Below are 20,759 nucleotides of genomic sequence, written 5' to 3' on the forward strand. Positions count from 1 at the left end.
GCACGGGCGCCTAGCCGAGCATCCGCAGCGACCCCGGTGCGACGCTGCCCGAGCTGAGCTCGAAGGTCGCCCCTTTGGCGAAGGCGGGGACGGTCGAGTCGACGAAGGGGACGACGTCCTGGTTGGTCACCACCGCCTTCTCCGCCGCGGCCCAGTCCGGGCACCCGTCCGTCCCGACGACGGCCGAAGCCTTCTGGACGGCAGCGGTGTATGCCGGGTTCTTGATCCCGGCGAAGTTGTTGCCGTTCGGCGGCGTCGCTCCGGAAAGGAAGGGCACCAGTTGGCTCGGCAGGGTCACGGTCAGCGGGATCAGCACGGCGTGCCAGGTGCCCTGGCCGGCCAGGATCACGGTGCCGATCTCAGCGGTGGAGACCGCCTTCAACGACACCTCGACGCCCAGGTCGCTCCAGGCCTTCTGCACCAGTTCCGCGCCGCTCTGCAGCGTCGGACCGAGGCTGGTCGGGTAGTAGAAGATCAGCGACAGCTTCGCGCCGTCCTTGGTCCGGACACCATCGGCGCCGGCCGTCCAGCCCGCCGCGTCCAGCGCCGACTTGGCCGCCGCGAGGTCGTGCGGCGGCAGATTGCCGGTCACCGTGTCCTCGGTACAGGGGCCCATGCCGGGGGCGACCAGTCCGGTGGCGGGCTTGCCCGTTCCACCGGTGATCACCTTGCCGAGCTGGGCCAGGTCCAGTGCCTGCGTGAGTGCCTTTCGCAGGGCCGGATCCGAGGTCGGCAGGCCGGCCTTCTGGTTGAACCAGAGCTCGCCCAGGGGAGTGGAAGCCTCGCGCTGGAAGAGTTTCTGGGCCGCCAGGCGCTGCTTGTCGGGCCCGGCGATCGCGGTGAGGTTGATCTGCCCGGACAGCAGCAGGTTCGCCGCGGTCGTCTCGTTGCTGACCACCTTGAGCACCACCTTGTCCGGCAGTCCTTGCTGGTCGGTCTTCCAGTCGCCCGGACCCCAGGCATAGTCCTTGCGGCGCTCCATCGTGTAGTGGTCGCCGGGGACGGCCTCGGTCATGGTGAACATGCCCGTCCCGTCGCCCGCCTGCTTGAGCAGGTTGCGGTCCTTCATGCCCTTGTCGCAGACGATGTGCAGACCGCCGACATTGCGGTCCAGGAATGCGTCCGGCGCAGGCACCGTCACGGTCACCGTGCCGGCCGCGTCGTCGGCCGTCGCCTTGGCGCCGGGCGGGACGAAGACCCCGATCCGGCTCGACTTGTTGGCCGGGTCGCCGACGAAGCTGATGTTCGCCGCCACGGTGGTCGCCGTCAGCGGCGTACCGTCGGCGCACGTCACGCCCTTGCGCAGCGTGTACGTCGCCTTGGTGGTCGTGCTCTCCCACTTCTCCGCCAGCCCGGGCACCATCTTCCCGGCCGGGTCGAGGCTGATCAGGGAGTCGTACATGAACGCGTCGACCTGCTGGGTGACCGACAGCGAGGTGAAGTGCGGATCGAGATTGCCGGGGTCGGCGCTGATCGCCATCGTGAAGGTCTGGCCCTCGGCGAAGTTGCCGGAGTCGCCGACCGCGGCGCTCGAGCCCGAGCCCGAGTCGCACGCGGTCAGGACGAGTCCGAGCGCGAGGGTCCCGGCCAGGGCAAGGGTCTGGGGAGATCGCATGGTGGTGCCTCCGAAGGGATTCGGTGCCGTCAGGACTGCGCGCGGCGCATCGCGCGGCCGCTGTGGAGGTAGAGGGCTCGGCCGCTGCCGTCGTCGCCGATGAAGGCCTGCGGCTGGTGGAATCCCTGCTGCGGTTCGAGCGTGATCAGCGTGTCGCCGTCGAGCCGGACGAGCTCGACCGGATCCGGCTTGCCGCCGAGCTCGGCGATCTCACCCTTGGGGGTGTGGTCGAGCCAGACCCGTCCATCCTCGTCCTGGCTGACGGTGATCTCGGCGACGTCGCAGCTGTACGTCCCGACGTACCGGGTGACGTCGTCGAGCGGCGCGCGGTCGGCCGGCGGGGTGGGCAGCGACGGCAACTCCAGCCCGATCAGCTCGCGCAGCACGTGTCCGACGACCTGCTGGTAGAGGCCGATCATGGTGCCGCCGTTGGTCAGCAGGGCGACCGAGAGCCCGTGCTCGGGCACCACTCGGAGGAACGCGCCCTGACCGATGGTGCCGCCGTCGTGGCCGATCACCGTGCTGCCCTGCCAGTCGAAGATCTCCCAGCCGAGTCCCCAGGCGTTGCCCATCATCCCCAGCGGCGGCAGCTCGACCTGGCGGTCCTGCATCGCCTCGACGCTGTCGGATCCGACTACCGCGGTACCGTCCGGGGCCTTGCCGGCGTCGAGGTGGAGCTGGGCGAAGGCGAGCAGGTCGCGGGGGCGCATCGCGAGCATCGCGCCGGCCGGAGCCATCGACCGCATCAGCGACCACACCGGTGCCGGTACCGGGTCGGCGTCCGGCTCCGACCGGATGTGACCGACGGCGGCGCGCTGCAGGATCGCCTCGTTCGCGTCGTTGGCCACGTGGGTCAGGCCGAGCGGCGTGAAGAGGTGCTCCCGCAGACAGGTGGCGTACGGCTTGCCCCGCACCAGCTCGATCAGTCGGCCCAGTACGGAGAAGGCGGCGTTGTTGTAGGAGAACATCTCGCCCGGCGGGTAGAGCTGGGTCACCCCGGCGAGCAGCGCGACGTACTTCTCGACGCAGTCGTCCCCGTTGCCCGTGTCGGTGAAGATGTCGCCCTCGAAACCGGATGTGTGGCACAGCAGTTGCCGCACGGTGATCGCCGCGGCGGCAGCCTCGTCGTCGAGCACGAACCCCGGCACGTAGTCGCGGACCCGCGCGTCCAGGTCGACCAGGCCCTCGTCGACCAGCTGCATCACCAGGGTGGTCGTCCACACCTTCGTGATCGAGCCGACCTGGAACAGGGAGTCGGCCGTGGCCTCGACACCGGTCGCCTTGCTGAGCACGCCGGCCGCCGCATCGATCACCTCACCGCGCCACGACACCGCGACCGCGGCGCCGGGCACCTGGTACTCCGCCAGCAACGTCGCCAGCCGGTCGTCCAGCCACTTCTGGATCTCGCTCAGGGTCGCCATTCCCGAACCGTAGGACCGGCGCGGGAGACAGTATTCGTCCCCGCGGACGAGGACTGGGCGTGAATCCGTCCGGGCGGACGAAGCCGATCGCACCACCCGACGGCTAATCGGCTGGCCACCTTCGGCCGGCGGTGTGAGGATCCGAGGATGGGCAGCGAGCGGCGGTACTGGTACGAGGACGGGCTGGACCCGGAGGACCTGGAGTTCCAACGGCTCTACGGTCCGGTGCTGCCGGCCACCCGAGCGGAGGCGAAGGAGTTCTTCGGCGGACTCGGTCTGCCCTGGTGGATCGCCGGCGGCTGGTCGATCGAGGCGTTCACCGGGGTATCCCGGCCGCACGACGACCTGGACGTTTCGTTCTGGCGGAAGAACGTGCCGCAACTCGTGGAGCACTCGAAGGGCCGGTACCACGTCTGGTCGGCGGGCAGCGCCGGGATCCACCCGCTGTCGGTGGAGAAGCCAGAGGTCCCGGACACCGCCGACCAGGTCTGGCTCCGGGAGCACGCCCTCGCGCCCTGGCGGTACGACGTCGTACTGAACCCCGACCGCGACGGGCGCTGGGTGTTCCGGCGCGACCCGAGCCTCGACTTCGACCTGGACGAGGTCACCTGGATCGCCGACGACGGCATCCGGTACCTCAACCCGGAGATGGCCATCTGCTACAAGGCCAAGGCCGACCGGCCCAAGGACCGCCAGGACCTCGCCAACACCCTGCCGCTGCTCTCGCCGGCCCGGCGCACCTGGCTGGCCGACATGGTGCACCACCTTCATCCCGACCATCCCTGGCTCGACCAGATCCGCTAGGCCGAACCCCCAGGCCATCAAACGGCGAGATCCGGGGTTCGGCGCACGCTTGGCGACCCCGGAGGGGGCTGCCATTGATGGGCTGGAGGTCCGCGGCCCGGGGCGGCGGAACGGGAACATCGGGCCCGGACTTACCCTTGATGGTGTTATGACTCCTCCCGCTCGTCGCACGGTCTATCTCGACCACGCCGCGACGACTCCGATGCTGCCCGCGGCGATCGAGGCGATGGCCTCTCAGCTCGGGCGCACCGGCAACGCTTCTTCCCTGCACGGTTCCGGCCGGGCGGCGCGGCGTACGGTCGAGGAGTCGCGGGAGACGATCGCCGAGGCGCTGAACGCCCAGCCCAGCGAGGTGGTGTTCACGTCCGGCGGCACCGAGGCGGACAACCTGGCGCTGAAGGGCCTGTGGTGGGCCCGGCTGAAGGACGACCCGCGCCGACGCCGGATCCTGCTCAGCGGCATAGAGCACCACGCGGTACTGGATCCCGCCATCTGGCTCGCGCAGCACGATGGCGCCGAGATCGAGTGGCTGCCGGTCGACGACCTCGGCCGGGTGCATCCGGAGGACGTCCGGCGGGCGATCGAGCAGGACCCGCACTCTGTGTCGTTCGTCACGCTGATGATGGCCAACAACGAGGTCGGCACCCTCCAGCCGATCAAGGAGATCGCCGCGCTCGCCAAGGCGTACGAGATCCCCGTGCACACCGACGCCGTCCAGGCGGTCGGACAGGTGCCGGTGGACTTCGCCGATCTGGGCGTCGACGCGATGACGATCTCCGGCCACAAGGTCGGTGGTCCGTTCGGGATCGGCGCCCTGGTGGTCCGCAAGGAGACCAAGCTGGTGCCGATCGTGCACGGCGGCGGCCAGGAGCGCGACGTACGGTCGGGCACCCTCGACACCCCGGCGACCGCCGGGTTCGCGGTCGCGATCGAGCACGCGGTCAAGCACCAGGCCGACGAGGCGCGGCGGCTGATCGAACTGCGCGACCACCTGATCGACGGGATCACCACCACGGTGCCGGGCGCGAAGCTGTCCGGCGACCCGGTCGGCCGTTTGCCCGCCAACGCACACTTGTCGTTCAAGGACTGCGAGGGCGACTCGCTGCTGCTCCTGCTGGACGCGCGCGGCATCGAGGTCTCCACCGGGTCCGCGTGCAACGCCGGCGTGGCCGAGCCGAGCCATGTGCTGCTGGCGATGGGGTACGACGACCAGCGGGCGCGCGGGTCGCTCCGGTTCACCCTGGGGCACACGTCCACCCTGGCCGACGTGGACGCCGTACTGGACGCGATCGGGCCGGTCGTCGAGCGGGCGATGTCCGCGGGATTGCAGAACGTGGGAAGGAACAACTGATGCGGGTACTCGCAGCCATGTCCGGCGGGGTCGACTCCGCCGTCGCGGCGGCGCGGATGGCCGAGGCCGGACACGACGTGGTCGGCGTCCACCTCGCCCTGAGCCGGAACCCGCAGTCGTACCGCAGTGGCGCACGCGGCTGCTGCACGATCGAGGACTCCCGGGACGCGCGCCGCGCCGCCGACGTGATCGGCATCCCCTTCTACATCTGGGACCTGGCCGAGCGCTTCCACGCGGACGTGGTCGAGGACTTCGTCGCGGAGTACGCGGCCGGCCGTACGCCGAACCCGTGCCTGCGGTGCAACGAGAAGGTCAAGTTCAGCGCGGTGCTCGAGCGGGCCCTGGCACTGGACTTCGACGCGGTCGCGACCGGGCACTACGCGCAGATCGTGGAGAACCCGACCGGCCGCGAGCTCCACCGCGCGGTGGACCCGGCCAAGGACCAGTCCTACGTGCTCGGCGTGCTCACGCAAGCGCAGTTGAAGCACGCGTTCTTCCCGCTCGGCGACACCCCCAAGACCGAGATCCGGGCCGAGGCCGAGCGCCGCGGCCTGGCGGTGGCGGCCAAGCCGGACAGCCACGACATCTGCTTCATTGCCGACGGCAACACCGCGGGCTTCCTCGGCAAGCAGCTGGGCGAGGCGCCGGGGGACATCGTCGACGCCCAGGGCAACAAGCTCGGCGAGCACAAGGGCACCCACGGCTTCACCGTCGGCCAGCGCAAGGGCCTCAAGATCGGTACTCCGGCCGCCGACGGCAAGCCCCGCTTCGTCCTCGACATCTCCCCGGTCGAGCGGACCGTCACGGTCGGGTCCCGCGCGGAGCTGGCGGTCGAGCGGCTGACGGCCTCCAAGCCGCGCTGGTGCGGCCCGGCCCCGACCGAGACCATCCAGGCGAAGGCCCAGCTGCGCGCGCACGGCGAGGAGATCGCGGTCACCGCGCGGCTGGAGGACGGCAAGGTCTTCGTCGAGTTCGACGAGCCCGCGGACGCGGTCGCCCCGGGCCAGGCGGTCGTGCTGTACGACGGCACCCGGGTGATCGGCTCCGCCACCATCGACACGGTCGAGCGCGCAACCCAGAAGGTCTGACCCGTGCTCCGGAAGCGCGCCACCGGCGCGGCCGTGATCGCCACCAGGACGCCCGGTCGGGTCTCCCGGTACCTCCAGCGGAACAGGAACCACCCGTGAGCAGTCCTTTCGGCCCAGCGGCGACCACCGGGATGGGATCGCTGCCCGGCGAGGACATGCGCAGGTGGGTGAGCGTCGTCCTGGACGTCGTCAGCATCCCCTTCCTCCCCGAGCTCCCCGCCCGCCCGTACGGCGACATGGTGAGCCGGGCTGCGGGTCTTCTCACCCAGCTGGCCCTGGACCTCCAGCCGGCCGGGTGGCGCTTGACCGGCGGTAGTGATCCCCGCGCCAGCCTTGACCAGCGCCGGGCCCGGTCCCTCCTGCTGCAGGACCTGGACATCCTCGAGGAGCTTGCCGACGGCTACTCCGGCCCGCTGAAGCTCCAGGTCACCGGACCGTGGACGCTCGCCGCGACGGTGGAACTGCCGCGCGGCGACAAGGTCCTGGCCGACCACGGCGCCAGACGCGACTTGGCGGAGACCCTGGCGTATGGCCTCCAGGAACACGTCGCAGAGGTACGCCGACGAGTCCCCGGGGCTGAGCTCGTCGTACAGCTCGACGAGCCGGCGTTGCCCGCAGTACTGGCTGGGGCTGTTCCGACGGCCAGTGGATGGAGCAAGCACCGCTCTGTCGATGGTCCCGGGGCAGTGGACCTCCTGAGCCGGGTAGTCGAGGCAGTAGCTCCTGCGATCACGCTGGTGCACTGCTGTGCCGCCCGGCCGCCTATCGAGGTGTTCCGGAAGGCCGGAGCCGACGGAGTCGCGGTAGACCTCGCCCTCCTCACGGAGGCGGCCTGGGAGCAGATCGCCTTCGCTGTCGAGGCTGACGTCACCCTCTACGCAGGCGTCATCCCCACCACGGGCGAGATCCCTCATCCTGAGCGGGCCGCCGAGCCTCTGACCCGCCGCTGGTCCGAGATCGGCCTCTCGACCCCCTCACTCGCAGACGTCGTCCTCACCCCCGCCTGCGGCCTCGCCGGAGCCCCGTCACCCGCTGACGCCCGGTCCCGCCTGGAGGTCCTCCGCCCCGCCGCCGAGTTCCTCGCCGAAACCGCCCAGGCCTGATTGTCGAAGAACGCGCCGGCTGTCCGACGCTGAATCCTTGCGTCCGAACAACTGAGGGTCAGGACCCTCGGTTCTTCGGACGCAAGCGAAGTACCGAGAATCGTCGGTGGGCGGCGGTAGGTTTTGCTCATGAGTACGGAGATTCCCGACACCACTGCCGCTGACCAGCCCGCCGCGCCGCCGAAGGTGCGCGAGCGGCATGCCGAGCTGAGCCGGGAGATCGAGGAGCACCGGTTCCGCTACTACATGGCCGCCTCGACCATCTCCGACGCCGACTTCGACGAGCTGATGCACGAGCTGCAGCGGATCGAGGAGGAGTACCCCGAGCTCCGCACGCCGGACTCCCCGACGCAGAAGGTCGGCATCCCGATCTCGACGCTGTTCACCGCGGTCGACCACCCGACCCGGATGGAGAGCCTGGGGAACGCGTTCTCCGCCGAGCAGATGGACGCCTGGGCGAAGCGGCTGGAGCGCGAGGTCACGGTCCAGCAGATCCTCGACAGCGGCTTCATCTGCGAGCTCAAGGTCGACGGGCTCGCGCTCGACCTGGTCTACGAGAACGGCCGGCTCGTTACCGGCGCCACCCGCGGCGACGGCCGGACCGGTGAGGACGTCACGCTGAACGTCCGGACCATCAAGAGCATCCCGAACCAGCTGGAAGGCGACGATCTGCCGACGTTCCTCGAGGTGCGCGGTGAGGTGTTCTTCCGGGTCGAGGACTTCGCCGACCTCAATGCGCAACTCGTCGAGGCCGGCAAGGACCCGTTCTCGAACCCGCGCAACGGCGCCGCCGGGTCCCTGCGGCAGAAGGACCCGCGGGTCTCGGCGGCCCGCCCGCTCCGCTTCGTAGTACACGGTCTCGGGCGCGTGGAGGGGTATCACGTCAGCCGGTTGTCCTCGGCGTACGAGCAGCTGAAGGCGTGGGGGCTCCCGGTCAGCGATCGCGCCCGCCGGGTCGGCACGCTCGACGAGGTGAACGAGTTCATCGCGTACTACGGAGAGAACCGGCACTCGGTGGACCATGAGATCGACGGCGTCGTGGTCAAGGTGGACGAGGTCGACCTGCAACGCGCGCTCGGCTCCACCTCGAGCGCCCCACGCTGGGCGATCGCGTACAAGTACCCGCCGGAAGAAGTCACCACCAAGCTCCTCGCCATCGAGGTCAACGTCGGCCGCACCGGCCGCGTCACCCCGTACGGCGTGATGGAACCGGTCCGGGTGGCCGGCTCGACGGTGGAGTTCGCCACCCTCCACAACGCCAAGGAGGTCGAGCGCAAGGGCGTCTACCCGGGCGACACCGTCGTACTGCGCAAGGCGGGCGACGTGATCCCGGAGATCCTCGGCCCGGTGATCGAGCTGCGCCCGGACGACGCGGAGCCCTGGGTGATGCCGACCGAGTGTCCCTCCTGCGGGACCGAGCTGCGGCCGATGAAGGAGGGGGACATCGACATCCGCTGCCCCAACTCCCGGTCCTGCCCGGCGCAGTTGCGCGAGCGGCTCTTCCACCTGGCCGGCCGGTCCGCCTTCGACATCGAGGTGCTCGGCTTCAAGGCCGCGGACGCGTTGATCAGCAGCGGGCTGATCGCCGACGAGGGCGACCTGTTCGCGCTGACCGACGAGGACCTGGCCAGCAGTTCCTTCTTCACCACCAAGGCCGGGACGCTGTCGGCCAACTCGCAGAAGCTGGTCGCGAACCTCGAGCAGGCGAAGGCCCAGCCGCTGTCCCGCGGACTCGTCGCGCTGTCGATCCGCCACGTCGGCCCGACCGCGGCGGCCGCGCTCGCCGCGGCGTACGACGACATCGATGCGATCCGGGCCGCCTCGGAGGAGGAGCTGTCCCAGATCGAGGGCGTCGGCCCGACCATCGCGCACGCGGTGATCGAGTGGTTCGAGGTCGACTGGCACCAGGCGATCGTGGACAAGTGGAAGGCCGCCGGCGTCCAGCTACGCCAGGAGCGGACCGGCCCGACCGTCGAGCAGACCCTGACCGGGTTGTCGATCGTGGTCACCGGCACGGTCGAGGGATTCAGCCGCGACGAGGCGACCGAGGCGATCGTGTCGCGCGGTGGCAAGGTGGCCAGTTCGGTGTCGAAGAAGACGTCGTTCGTGGTCGTCGGCGACTCGCCGGGCTCCAAGTACGACAAGGCCGTCCAGCTCGGCGTACCGATTCTGGACTCGACCGGATTCCAAGCCCTGCTGGAAGCAGGGCCCGACGCGGCCGCCGCGCTGGCGACGAACCCCGCTCCTGAAGATGCATAGCTGACCGGTGGATCCGGCGCGGGTATTGAGCCGTCGGACTGTTAGTTTGCACCTTCTACACGTGGGTTTCTAAGGAGCGCATATGACGACGCCGCCACAAGGGCCGTGGGGTCCTGGGCAGCCGGGGGGCCAGCCGGGCGGGCAAGGGGGACAGCCAGGTCAAGGTGGCTGGGGACAGCAGCCGGGCCAGGGTGGCGGTGGCTGGGGCCAGCGCCCCGGTGGCCAGCAGCCAGGTCAACCGCCGGTCCATCCGGGCCAGGGTCAACCTCCGCAGCAAGGTGGCGGCGGATGGGGCCAACAGCCTCAGCACCAGGGCCAGCAGCCAGGGCATGGGCAGCCAGGGCAGGGGCAGCAGCCCGGCCAGGGCGGTTGGGGCCAGCGGCCCGGTGGCCCGCAAGGCGGTCAGCCGGGGGGACAGCAGCCCGGTGGGTACCAGAAGCAGCCCTGGGGACAGCAGCAGCAAGGTGGCTGGCAGCACCAGCAGCAGGGCGGTCAGCAGCCCTGGCAGACCGGTGGACCCGGCGGTCCGAACAAGGGTGGTCTTCCCAAGGACAAGATGCCGCTGTTCGTCGGCGGTGGTCTGATCGCGCTGGTCCTGGTCGGCCTGCTGATCTTCCTGGGCGTCAAGGCGCTCGGCGGTGACGACGAGCCCATCTCGAACCCGACGACCACGACGCAGCCGACGGGCGACCCCTCCACGGAGCCGTCCGGCGAGCCGTCGGGTGAGCCGTCGGGTGAGCCGAGCGGTGAGCCGTCCTCTCCGCCCGGTGGCGAGCTCGGCAACGCGACCGGTCAGGCGAAGTCCGCGACCGACAAGCTGCAGGCCGACGGATACCAGTGCAGCGACCTGTTCAACGGCGCGCAGGGTGCGCACCGCGGCTGCTTCAAGTACAAGGACGCGACCTCGGCCGAGGCGATCTTCCAGTTCCAGCCGGACGGCACCGTCATCGGCGTGCTGCTGCGGTCCGAGGACTCGGACAACATCAACAACGCCAAGGTCACCTTCGACGCGGCGTTGCAGGCGATCGGCAACGACACCTTCGGCGGCAGCGAGGTGGTCAAGATCCAGGACGCCGTGAAGACCGGCCAGAAGACCGGCAAGATCGGCAGTACCTGGGGCGAGTTCCAGCTCCGTAACAACGGTGACGACCTGCAGCTGTCCGGCGGCAAGTCCGGCTCCGACTCGTACGATCTGCCCCGCAAGCAGTTCACCACCACCGAGGCGCAGATGTACGCGGCGCTGAAGTCGAAGCAGTACACCTGCACCTCGTCCTGCCGCAAGACGGTCGGTAAGTACGGCTCGCAGAGCATCTACGGGTACGGCGGCACGAGCGGCGGCATCCGGTCCTTCGAGATGCGCGCCTCGGGTGAGCCAGCCGACGTGAAGGCGGCGATCCCGGCGGTCATCGCCGACGGGTTCACGGCGGTCCAGGGACCGGACGTAGCGGCACTGAAGGCGTACGTCGAGGCACACAACGACGGCAAGTCGTACGCTTCATATGTGTCCGGGTGGCGGGTAGAGATCACCGGCAACAACGACGACAGCTACCGGTCGCAGACGATCTCCATCCGTTACGAGTCGTTCTACGTGTGAGCCGCGGTCTGAAGGATCGCGACGAAGCCTGAGGTGAGATGAAGCGCGATCGGCGGGAGCGTCGGGCGGTGGTGAAGCCGCCGCCCGAGTCGCTCCAGCGGGTGGACGGGGGCGGCCCTTGGGGGCCGACCCAGTTCGATCTGCCGGAACGCGACGGCAGCAACGTCCAGGCGATCGTGATGGTCGCCCTGGTCGGCGTCGTCGTCCTGCTCATCATCGCGGGGCTCTGGACCCTCGCCTACTTCCAGCTGAACTAGACATCACACCGAAAGTGGGGCCTCCTGATCAGGAGGCCCCACTTTCGCTGTCTGGGTGGGTTCTAGGCGGTGGCGCGGATGGTGACCGCGAGGCTGGCCAGATAGCTCAGGCGAGCGACCTCGGAGCCGAGGAATTCGGGGCCGCCGCGTCGGCCGATCACCAGCACGCGCCGATTCGACTCCAGCGGCGCCGCGACCAGTACCGATTCGGCCAGGCCCTTGTGGTCCGGAGCAACCAGCGTGGTCGCCTTCTCCAGCGGCAGCCACTGGTCGACCAACTGGCCGAACTCGGGCGTGGCGCTAGTCTCCAGCGCGACCTTGATCTCGCTGCCGGTGCCGTCCAGCAAGGCCGCCCAGTCTGCGTGCAGTACTGCGGGGGCCTGCTCGACCAGAATGTCGACCGCTTCGGCCGGAGCAGAGGTCATCTGCTCGACGGCTTCGAGGTCCATGTGCAGGCCGCCTCCTGCGCCGTACCGGGAGAACCAGATCACTTCGACGTCGGGCACGCTGTTGCAGGCGGAGACGAGCCGGTCGGGCAGGACACCCGGCGGCAGGTCGACCACGATGTCGTCGACGGCGGTGCCGTTCTCACGCCGGTGCTCCACGATCTCGATCGCGTGGATGTCGGCGGCCACCTCGCCGAGAGCCGTCGCCACGGTGCCCAGCGAACCGGGCCGATCGGGGATGATCAATCGCAGCAGGAACACCGAACGATCATCTCCCACCCGAATACCGCGCACGTTACGCCCTGTCGCGGCCCATGTTACAGAGCGGAACAAAGTGACACGCCCGGGGCTCTCAGCTGGTCCTCATTTTCGGCCCCGGGGAATCGGCAACACAGGTGTCACACCGGCCTACTAGGATGGGCCGGTCCGCAGGTGTGAGTCGCTTCCGACGCACCTCAGTAACTCGCTGTAGACCATTGGATCCCTTCATGCCATCGATTACCCGCGAAGAGGTCGCGCACCTCGCGCGACTGGCGCGGATCGAGCTCTCCGACGCCGAGCTCGACCACCTCGCACCGCAGCTCGACCAGATCATCGGCCTGGTCGCGCAGGTCAGCGACGTGGCCGCCGAGGACATCCCGCCGACCTCGCACGCGTTGCCGCTGAGCAACGTGATGCGCGAGGACGTGAACGTTCCGTGCCTGACGCCGGAGCAGGCGCTGTCCGGCGCGCCGGCCGCGGAGGAGCAGCGTTTCCGGGTGCCGCGGATCCTGACCGAGGAGGCGTGATGTCCGACCTGACCCGTAAGACAGCGGTCGAGCTCGCGGACCTGATGAGCAGCGGCGAGACCAGCTCGGTGGAGATCACCCAGGCACACCTGGACCGGATCGCTGGGACGGACCCCGCAGTACACGCGTTCCTGCACGTGGACACCGAGGGCGCGCTGGCGCAGGCGGCCGACGTCGACTCGCGCCGGACGGCGGGGGAGAACCTCGGCCCGCTGGCCGGCGTACCGCTGGCGTTGAAGGACGTGCTCACCCAGGAGGGTGTGCCGACCACCGCCGGCTCGAAGATCCTCGAGGGCTGGAAGCCGCCGTACGACTCGACCGTGGTGAAGCGGTTGCGGGCGGCCGGCATCGTGATCCTCGGCAAGACGAACATGGACGAGTTCGCGATGGGCTCGTCGACGGAGAACTCGGCGTACGGCACGACGCACAACCCGTGGGACCTGAACCGGATCCCCGGTGGTTCCGGTGGTGGTTCCTCGGCCGCGATCTCGGCGTACCAGGCACCGCTGGCGATCGGTACCGACACCGGTGGCTCGATCCGCCAGCCCGCCGCCTTCACCGGCACCGTTGGCATCAAGCCGACGTACGGCGGGACCTCGCGGTACGGGTTGATCGCGCTGGCGAGCAGCCTGGACACCCCGGGCCCGTGCGCGCGGACCACCCTCGACGCGGCCCTGCTGCACGAGGCGATCGCCGGCTGGGACCCGATGGACTCCACCTCGATCAACCAGGACGTGCCGCCGGTGGTCGCCGCGGCGCGGAACGGTGACGTGACCGGGATGCGGATCGGCGTGGTGAAGGAACTCGGCGGCGAGGGGTACCAGCCCGGCGTCGAGGCGCGCTTCCACGAGGCGGTCGAGCTGCTCACCAAGCTCGGCGCCGAGGTGGTCGAGGTGTCCTGCCCGCACTTCCAGTACGCGCTGCCGGCGTACTACCTGATCCTGCCGAGCGAGGCGTCGTCCAACCTGGCCAAGTTCGACGCGATGCGGTTCGGCCTGCGGGTCGGCGACGACGGCGAGAACGACGCGGAGAAGGTGATGAGCCTGACCCGCGAGGCCGGCTTCGGCGACGAGGTCAAGCGCCGGATCATGCTCGGCACGCACGCCCTGTCCAGCGGGTACTACGACGCGTACTACGGCCAGGCGCAGAAGGTCCGCACGCTGATAGCGCGGGACTTCGCTCGGGCTTATGAGCAGGTCGACGTGCTCGTCTCGCCAGCGACGCCGACCACGGCGTTCGCGATCGGCGACCGGGTGAACGACCCGATCGCCATGTACAAGAACGACCTCTGCACCATCCCGTCGAACCTGGCGGGCAACGCGGCGGCGTCGTTCCCGGTCGGCCTGGCCGACGAGGACGGCATGCCGGTCGGCTTCCACGTGATGGCCCCGGTGATGCGCGACGACCTGCTGTACCAGGTGGGGGCCGCGCTGGAGAGCGCCCTGGCCGACCAGTGGGGCGGGGTACTGATGTCGAAGGCTCCGGAGCTGGAGGTCACCCGATGACTGTTGTTGCCGATGTGCTGCCCATCGACGAGGCGCTGGCGCAGTACGACCCGGTGATGGGTCTCGAGGTCCACGTCGAGCTGAACACGAAGTCGAAGATGTTCTGCGGCTGCCCGACCGAGTTCGGCGCGCCGCCGAACACCCAGACTTGCCCGGTTTGTCTTGGTCTGCCCGGCGCCCTGCCGGTGGTGAACGCGCGCGCGGTCGAGTCCGCGATCAAGATCGGCCTCGCGCTGAACTGCGAGATCGCCGAGTGGTGCCGGTTCGCCCGGAAGAACTACTTCTACCCGGACATGCCGAAGAACTTCCAGACCTCGCAGTACGACGAGCCGATCGCCTTCAACGGGTGGACCGAGGTCGTCGTCGACGGGGAGACGTACCGGATCGAGATCGAGCGCGCCCACATGGAGGAGGACACCGGCAAGTCCACCCACGTCGGTGGCGCGACCGGCCGGATCCACGGCGCCTCGCACTCGCTGGTCGACTACAACCGGGCCGGTATCCCCCTGATCGAGATCGTCACCAAGACGATCGAGGTGCCGCCGGCGAAGGCCGCCGCTGTCGCGCGTGCGTACGTGAGCATGCTGCGGGATCTGCTGCTCGCGCTGGACGTCTCCGACGTACGGATGGACCAGGGGTCGCTGCGGTGCGACGCGAACGTGTCGCTCAAGCCCCACGGAACTTCGGCTCTGGGGACGCGGACCGAGACGAAGAACGTGAACTCGTTCCGATCGGTCGAGCGCGCGATCACCTACGAGATCACCCGGCAGGCGGCGATCCTGTCGACCGGCGGCAAGATCCTGCAGGAGACGCGGCACTGGCACGAGGACACCGGCATCACCACTTCGGGCCGGGAGAAGTCCGACGCCGACGACTACCGGTACTTCCCGGAGCCGGACCTTGTCCCGGTCGCACCGGCTCGCGAGTGGGTCGAGGAGATCCGGGCGACGTTGCCCGAGGCCCCGCCGGTCCGCCGGGCGCGGCTGCAGACCGACTGGGGCTTCACCGATCTGGAGATGCGCGACGTCATCAACGGCGGTGCGCTCGAGCTGATCGTGAAGACCGTCGACCTCGGGGTGGACGCCTCGGCCGCCAAGAAGTGGTGGCTGGGCGAGCTGGCCCGCGCGGCGAACGAGAGCGGTAAGGAGCTCGGTGATCTGGGCGTCGGGCCGGAGGTGGTCGCCGAAGTACAGAAGCTCGTCGACGAGGGCGCGCTGAACGACAAGCTCGCGCGTCAGGTCTTCGACGGTCTGGTGAAGGGCGAGGGCACGCCGGCCGAGATCATCGAGGCACGCGGTCTTGCGCTGGTGTCCGACGACTCCGCGCTGGGCGAGGCCGTCGACCGGGCGATCGCGGCGAACCCGGACGTGGTGGAGAAGGTCCAGTCGGGCAAGCCCGCTGCGGCCGGCGCGCTGATCGGCGCGGTGATGAAGGACATGCGCGGCCAGGCCGACGCCGCGAAGGTCCGGGAGCTGGTCAACTCCAAGCTCGGGATCTAGCTTCGATACTCCGCCGGGTCCGGCTCGTCTGCCGGACCCGGCGGTTTGTCGTCTATCTGCTGATCGTGACCCGAAGGATGCGGTCGTCGCCGTTTTTGGGGTCGCCGCGGCCGTCGGTGTTGGACGTGGTCAGCCACAGTGATCCGTCTGGAGCCGCCTCGACCGTACGAAGCCGGCCGTACTTCCCGGTGAAGAACGCGACCGGCTCGCCGGTTCGCTTGCCACCGGCAACGGGAATCGCCCAGAGTCGCTCACCTCTGAGGCCCGCCATGAAGATGTGGCCCTGGGCAAACGCTATGCCGGACGGCGAAGCGTCACTCGTCTTCCACTGCGCGATCGGATCCACCAGCCCGTCGATCTTGCTGATCCCCTCGGCGCCGGGCCACCCGTAGTTCGCCCCCGCGGTGATCGCGTTCAGCTCGTCCCACGTGTTCTGGCCGAACTCCGCGGCGTACAACTGGTTTCCATCGAACGCGAGGCCCTGGACATTGCGGTGGCCCTTGGAGAACCAGAGCCTGTTCCCGGGGTTGCCGGGCGCCGGCTTGCCGTCGGTGGTGATCCGCAGAATCTTGCCGCCGAGCGAGTTGTCGTCCTGCGAGTTCGGCCGATCCGCCCCGTCACCCGTCCCGGCGTACAGGAACCCATCCGGCCCGAACCTGAGCCTGCCCCCGTTGTGGATCGCCGCCGCCGGGATGCCGTCGAGAATCACCTGGGGGCTGCTGATCCGGTTGTTGCTGTAGGTCAGCCTGGCGATCCGGTTGTCATCGCCGCTGCTGTAGTAGGCATACACATAGGGTCTCTGCGGATACTGCGGATCCACCGCAAGCCCCAGCAACCCACCCTCAGACGACGGATCTACCCCCGGCACGGTCCCGACGTCACTGACGCTGCTGCCCGCCACCCGCTTGACCCGCCCAGAGTCCCGCTCAGCCACAAGCGCACTCTTGTCAGGCAAGAAGGCCAACCCCCAAGGCACCTCAATCCCGGTCGCAACATCCCCAGCCACAGTCAACTTAACCGGCCCAGCCGGCGCACTAGTGGTCGTCGCAGGACTACTAGGCGCAGAACTACTAGGTGCAGGCGTCGTACTCGTGGTGGTCGGACTGGACGTAGACACAGACGGCGCAGCATCCCCACCTCCGTCCGAACACCCGGCCACCAGCGCCACCACAGCAACCAGCCCGGCCGACCCGACCTTCGCCTTCAGCACCATCGTCTCCCTCGCTCAAGTACCCCCAACCTACTGACCCCACCAACGCTCAACCGGCCCCAGCGTTTTGCCACCAGCGCCACCCACCCCGAGACATACACCGCCCAACCACCCTCCGGTTGCATCTTTTGCCAGTTGTGACCACCCCGTAGCCACAAGCAGCGAGCAAGTCGAGCCGCAGATACTCGTCGACGATGACGAATGGCCGTCGCATGTCGTTGTTGTCCTTGGCTAGTACGACAGTCGTAGATCGTTATGTGCCCTGGTCTTGCGGCTGTCTGCCGCTGCCGGAAACCCAGGTGGCCTCAGCGTGCCATCTGGGTAGAGTCGGACAGTGCCCGAACTGAAGCAACTGCATGGTGGTCATGCCCCGGCGGTCCTGGCCTTCGAGCTGGCGAACCGCACCTACTTCGCTGCCTCGATCTCCGACCGCGGCGACGACTTCTTCGACCAGTTCACCGACCGCTACAACGCTTTGCTCGCCGAGCAGGAGGCCGGCATCTGCGCTTTCCACGTGCTCGTCGCCGAAGACGGCTCGGTACTCGGGAGGTTCAACCTGGTCGACATCGAGGATCGCACTGCGCAACTCGGCTACCGGGTCGCGCAGCACGTCGCCGGCCGCGGCGTGGCGACCGAGACCGTTCGGGAGTTGTGCCGGCTGGCGGCGTCGCAGTACGGGCTGCGCACGCTGCGGGCGGCCACCGCCCACCAGAATGCCGCGTCCCAGAAGGTGCTGACCAAAGCCGGGTTCGTCCTGGTCGGCCCAGCTGACCCGGCCGACCTCGGCGGCAAGCCAGGCAGTTGGTATCAGCGCGACCTGGTACTCCGGCCGTGAAGCGGAGGTAAAAGCTTACAGCCGGCGTGAAGACGTGGTTCGGCCCATCCGTTTGATGCGGAAGGGCCGACCACGCTTGAGTTCCGGTACCTCGAGGGAGGCGCAGCGGGCAGCGCCGTCTGCTTAGCTGCCCCAGGTGGGGCGGAGGGGGAAGTGGGCGTTGGCGTTGGCGTCTAGTTTTACTGCGAGGATTTGGTGTAGTTGGGTGTTGTTGCGTTCGAAGCCGACTCGGCAGGCTGCTAGGTAAAGGCCCCAGACCTTTGCGGTGGGGTAGCCGACCTCGGCGACCGCGGCGTCCCAGTTGGATTCCAGGTTTTCGGACCAGCCGGTCAGGGTCAGGGCGTAGTGCTCACGGAGGTTTTCTTCGTGGCGGACTTCGAAGCCGGCGTCCTGGGCTTCGGCGATGATGCGGCCGGAGCCGATGAGTTCGCCGTCGGGGAAGATGTAGCGGTCGATGAAGGCGCCGGTTGAGCGGTAGCGGTTGTCCGGGCGGGTGATGGTGTGGTTGAGGAGCCGGCCGCCGGGGCGTAGGTGGTCGAGCAGGAAGCCGAAGTACGACGGGTAGTTGCGGACGCCGATGTGTTCGGTTAGGCCGATGGAGCTGATCGCGTCGAAGTCGTGCTCCGAGACGTCGCGGTAGTCGGAGAACCGGACTTCTGCCAGGTCCTCCAGGCCCTCGCGCTTGATCGCCTTCTGGGCCCACTCGGCTTGTGCCGCGGAGAGTGTCACGCCCAGCGCCTTCACGCCGTACTCGCGGGCCGCGTGGCGGACCATGCCGCCCCAGCCGCAGCCGACGTCGAGCAGGCGCTGCCCCGGCTTGAGGTCCAGCTTGCGGGCGACCAGGTCGTACTTCTCGAACTGCGCCTCCTCCAGCGTCGCGTCCTCGGTCGGGAACACCGCGCAGGTGTAGGTCATCGACGGACCGAGGATGTACTCGTAGAAGGTGTTCGACACGTCGTAGTGGTGGTGGATCGCGGCCTTGTCGCGGCTGCGGGAGTGCCGGAGACCTTCGAAGGTACGGCGCCAGCGCGGCAGGTGCTCCTGGGGCGGCGGGGGAGGCGGCTTGAGGTGGCTCCAACCGAGGCCGCGGACGATCCGCAGGGCCTCCGCGGGAGTGGGCCGCTCGAAGTGGACCTGGTTGAGCATCATCTTCATCAGGTCGTACGGGTTGCCCGGGTGGACGCCCTCGATCTCCAGATCGCCTTGTACGTAAGCCCGGACCAGGCCGAGGTCACCCGGCGCGGTCAGGATGTACGACAGCCCTCGCTCGGTCGCGAGGTGCATGTGGATCGGGGAGTCCTCGGGCCCGGTCGCGCTGCCGTCGTACGCGGTGAACCGGAAGGGAAGACCGACAGGTGCGACCGCTGTGAGCGCACCTGCGATGGAAACCTGCGTCGTGATCGTTGCGGTCATCGGCGCGTCACCGCCTTTTCGTAGAGCCCGGTGAGCCGGGCGTCGGGGTCGTACCGTTCTTTCACCTCGGTGAGGGCCGGGACGTTGTACAGCTGGTCGAAGGTGTCTCGGTCGTAGTAAGCGTCGGAGTACAGCGATTTGTGCCCGTCGAAGTCTGCGACGGCGGCCTCGATCCGGCGGTTCACGTCACCGTCGGCGGCGCCCGGGGCGATCGCGACCGTGCCCCAGAAGCCCACGTTTACATAGGTTTCGCCCGGTTTCAGCGGATACAACGGCCAGGAGGCGTCCCCGCGCAGCCGCAGCGGGCAGAGCCAGATCGGCCGCATCCCCACCTCGGCGTCGAACCAGCGCAGAAACCCCGCCAGCCTCGACGCCGGGATCTCGACGTCCTGGACGACCCGTTCGCGGTCCGGGTTGCCCTTGCGGCGATTGATGCGCGCGGCAACCTGATGGCGGTTCTCGAAACCGATGATCTTGTGGTAGACGTCGCTGCGCCGCAGCCGCCGCGGCCAGATCCGCCGTACATAAGGGTTCTGCGCGCCGAAGGCCTGCGAGCACCAGAACCAGTCGGTGTCCCACCGCCACAGGTAGTCGTTCGCGGTGAGGAAGTCGGTCGATCGTTGCTGGATCGACCGGTAGAAGATCTGCTGACCCGTGTAGTCACTCGTCCGTACTGCGGTGTCGCTGTTGCGGCCCAACGTCAGATAGGCCTCGTCCGGGCTGAACGCGACCCCGTCGACGAAGTGCACCGGCTCGCCGTCGTAGGTGCTGTCGGCAACGATCGACTCGATCGCCGGGCCGAGCTCGTCCAGGCCGAGCCGCACGTGCCGCAGCGCGACGTACGGCGAGATCCGGTCGAGCTCGATCCGCAGCCGGGTCGCGTAGCCGAGCGAGCCGTAGGAGTTCGGGAAGGTCCGGAAGAGGTCGGCGTGCTCGCCGTCCGGGCGAGCGGTGATGATCTCGCCGGCGCCGGTCAGGATGTCCAGCTCGAGCACGGACTCGTGCGGCAGGCCGGCGCGGAACGACGACGACTCGATCCCGAGCCCGGTGACCGCGCCGCCGAGTGTGATCGTGCGCAACTGCGGCACGACCATCGGCATCAGGCCATGCGGGAGGGTCGCCGCCACCAGGTCCTCATACGTACACATGCCCTGGACATCGGCCGTCCGTCCGACCGGATCGACCCTGATCACCCCGGTGAGCCCTGAGACGTCGAGGCCCGGAGTGTCCACCTGGGTTCGCGGGCGGAACAGGTTGGAGCTGCGCTTCGCCAGCCGGACCGGTGCACCGGCGGGGATGCGCTGATAGGACTCTCGCAACCGCCCTACCGCCTGATCGTGATCGAGAGTCGAGGCCAGATCCGATGTCGTAGGCACCGATCCAACGTACTCCGAGAATTCGGCCTCGGCACGGAATTCTCATCACCTTCGAGCGAGCTTTAGGACCACTCGGTCCAGTGGTTCTACGACTCGCAAAGATTTCCCAGGACCGGATGTCGAGCGGCCGGCACCGGCTCCGACGTACCGGGTGAGTGGCTCGAAAACTGTCCGGAGGTGCGAGTAGGTTGCCGA

The 20,759-nt window shown here is 68.7% G+C and carries 18 protein-coding genes; 11 read left to right on the plus strand and 7 right to left on the minus strand.

What is annotated here, in order from left to right; translation table 11 throughout:
• Positions 1-10: 10 nt before the first annotated feature.
• Both ACFPJ1_RS14910 and ACFPJ1_RS14915 read right to left on the minus strand, forming a co-directional pair.
• Positions 11-1,615, minus strand: a complete 1,605-nt coding sequence (locus ACFPJ1_RS14910) for an ABC transporter substrate-binding protein (protein ID WP_380104211.1) — start codon at positions 1,613-1,615, stop codon at positions 11-13.
• A gap of 29 nt (positions 1,616-1,644) precedes the next feature.
• Positions 1,645-3,036: a serine hydrolase domain-containing protein gene (locus ACFPJ1_RS14915; RefSeq protein WP_380104212.1), complete on the minus strand. Its 1,392-nt coding sequence runs from the start codon at positions 3,034-3,036 to the stop codon at positions 1,645-1,647.
• Positions 3,037-3,183: 147 nt separating this feature from the next.
• On the opposite strand from ACFPJ1_RS14915, the gene ACFPJ1_RS14920 reads away from it, so the two are divergent.
• From ACFPJ1_RS14920 to ligA, 5 genes are all read left to right on the plus strand, one after another.
• On the plus strand, positions 3,184-3,840 hold the full coding sequence (locus ACFPJ1_RS14920) for a nucleotidyltransferase domain-containing protein (protein ID WP_380104213.1): 657 nt from the start codon (positions 3,184-3,186) through the stop codon (positions 3,838-3,840).
• Positions 3,841-3,988: 148 nt separating this feature from the next.
• Positions 3,989-5,191 carry a cysteine desulfurase family protein gene (locus ACFPJ1_RS14925; protein WP_380104214.1) on the plus strand — a complete coding sequence of 401 codons (1,203 nt, stop codon included), beginning with the start codon at positions 3,989-3,991 and terminating at the stop codon, positions 5,189-5,191.
• The gene (mnmA, locus tag ACFPJ1_RS14930; RefSeq protein ID WP_380104215.1) at positions 5,191-6,279 is read left to right on the plus strand and encodes a tRNA 2-thiouridine(34) synthase MnmA; all 1,089 of its coding nucleotides are present in this window, start codon (positions 5,191-5,193) and stop codon (positions 6,277-6,279) included. Before ACFPJ1_RS14925 ends, mnmA begins: the two co-directional genes overlap by 1 nt.
• A 95-nt stretch (positions 6,280-6,374) precedes the next feature.
• Positions 6,375-7,382: a uroporphyrinogen decarboxylase/cobalamine-independent methonine synthase family protein gene (locus ACFPJ1_RS14935; RefSeq protein WP_380104216.1), complete on the plus strand. Its 1,008-nt coding sequence runs from the start codon at positions 6,375-6,377 to the stop codon at positions 7,380-7,382.
• A 129-nt stretch (positions 7,383-7,511) separates the two neighbouring features.
• On the plus strand, positions 7,512-9,641 hold the full coding sequence (ligA, locus tag ACFPJ1_RS14940) for an NAD-dependent DNA ligase LigA (RefSeq protein WP_380104217.1): 2,130 nt from the start codon (positions 7,512-7,514) through the stop codon (positions 9,639-9,641).
• Positions 9,642-9,696: 55 nt separating this feature from the next.
• Here the strand turns inward: ligA and ACFPJ1_RS14945 are convergent, their stop codons facing one another.
• The gene (locus ACFPJ1_RS14945; RefSeq protein WP_380104218.1) at positions 9,697-10,119 is read right to left on the minus strand and encodes a hypothetical protein; all 423 of its coding nucleotides are present in this window, start codon (positions 10,117-10,119) and stop codon (positions 9,697-9,699) included.
• Positions 10,120-10,197: 78 nt separating this feature from the next.
• On the opposite strand from ACFPJ1_RS14945, the gene ACFPJ1_RS14950 reads away from it, so the two are divergent.
• The gene (locus ACFPJ1_RS14950) at positions 10,198-11,235 is read left to right on the plus strand and encodes a PT domain-containing protein (protein WP_380104219.1); all 1,038 of its coding nucleotides are present in this window, start codon (positions 10,198-10,200) and stop codon (positions 11,233-11,235) included.
• A gap of 38 nt (positions 11,236-11,273) precedes the next feature.
• Positions 11,274-11,492: a hypothetical protein gene (locus ACFPJ1_RS14955; protein WP_380104220.1), complete on the plus strand. Its 219-nt coding sequence runs from the start codon at positions 11,274-11,276 to the stop codon at positions 11,490-11,492.
• A 62-nt stretch (positions 11,493-11,554) separates the two neighbouring features.
• On the opposite strand, the gene ACFPJ1_RS14960 is transcribed toward ACFPJ1_RS14955, so the two are convergent.
• Positions 11,555-12,199: an amino acid-binding protein gene (locus ACFPJ1_RS14960; RefSeq protein ID WP_380104221.1), complete on the minus strand. Its 645-nt coding sequence runs from the start codon at positions 12,197-12,199 to the stop codon at positions 11,555-11,557.
• A 227-nt stretch (positions 12,200-12,426) separates the two neighbouring features.
• Between ACFPJ1_RS14960 and gatC the strand changes: the two genes are divergently transcribed.
• Genes gatC through gatB form a run of 3 tightly spaced genes read left to right on the plus strand, consistent with a single transcriptional unit; the run spans position 12,427 to position 15,730 of the window.
• On the plus strand, positions 12,427-12,726 hold the full coding sequence (gene gatC, locus ACFPJ1_RS14965; RefSeq protein ID WP_380104222.1) for an Asp-tRNA(Asn)/Glu-tRNA(Gln) amidotransferase subunit GatC: 300 nt from the start codon (positions 12,427-12,429) through the stop codon (positions 12,724-12,726).
• The gene (gene gatA, locus ACFPJ1_RS14970) at positions 12,726-14,231 is read left to right on the plus strand and encodes an Asp-tRNA(Asn)/Glu-tRNA(Gln) amidotransferase subunit GatA (protein ID WP_380104223.1); all 1,506 of its coding nucleotides are present in this window, start codon (positions 12,726-12,728) and stop codon (positions 14,229-14,231) included. The genes gatC and gatA overlap by 1 nt, the downstream gene beginning before the upstream one ends.
• On the plus strand, positions 14,228-15,730 hold the full coding sequence (gene gatB, locus ACFPJ1_RS14975) for an Asp-tRNA(Asn)/Glu-tRNA(Gln) amidotransferase subunit GatB (protein ID WP_380104224.1): 1,503 nt from the start codon (positions 14,228-14,230) through the stop codon (positions 15,728-15,730). Before gatA ends, gatB begins: the two co-directional genes overlap by 4 nt.
• Before the next feature lie 52 nt (positions 15,731-15,782).
• On the opposite strand, the gene ACFPJ1_RS14980 is transcribed toward gatB, so the two are convergent.
• The gene (locus ACFPJ1_RS14980) at positions 15,783-16,847 is read right to left on the minus strand and encodes a PQQ-dependent sugar dehydrogenase (protein WP_380104342.1); all 1,065 of its coding nucleotides are present in this window, start codon (positions 16,845-16,847) and stop codon (positions 15,783-15,785) included.
• A 427-nt stretch (positions 16,848-17,274) separates the two neighbouring features.
• Between ACFPJ1_RS14980 and ACFPJ1_RS14985 the strand changes: the two genes are divergently transcribed.
• Positions 17,275-17,775 (plus strand): GNAT family N-acetyltransferase, encoded by a 501-nt coding sequence (locus ACFPJ1_RS14985; RefSeq protein ID WP_380104225.1) that lies wholly within the window; start codon positions 17,275-17,277, stop codon positions 17,773-17,775.
• Between the two features lie 123 nt (positions 17,776-17,898).
• Here ACFPJ1_RS14985 and ACFPJ1_RS14990 read toward each other — a convergent pair whose 3' ends face one another.
• Complete coding sequence (locus ACFPJ1_RS14990; protein ID WP_380104226.1) at positions 17,899-19,188, minus strand: class I SAM-dependent methyltransferase; 1,290 nt, start codon at positions 19,186-19,188, stop codon at positions 17,899-17,901.
• Positions 19,185-20,564 carry an FAD-binding oxidoreductase gene (locus ACFPJ1_RS14995; protein ID WP_380104227.1) on the minus strand — a complete coding sequence of 460 codons (1,380 nt, stop codon included), beginning with the start codon at positions 20,562-20,564 and terminating at the stop codon, positions 19,185-19,187. Before ACFPJ1_RS14995 ends, ACFPJ1_RS14990 begins: the two co-directional genes overlap by 4 nt.
• Between the last annotated feature and the right edge of the window lie 195 nt (positions 20,565-20,759).

This window comes from Kribbella qitaiheensis (assembly GCF_042657745.1).
GTDB classification, from domain to species: Bacteria; Actinomycetota; Actinomycetes; order Propionibacteriales; family Kribbellaceae; genus Kribbella; species Kribbella qitaiheensis.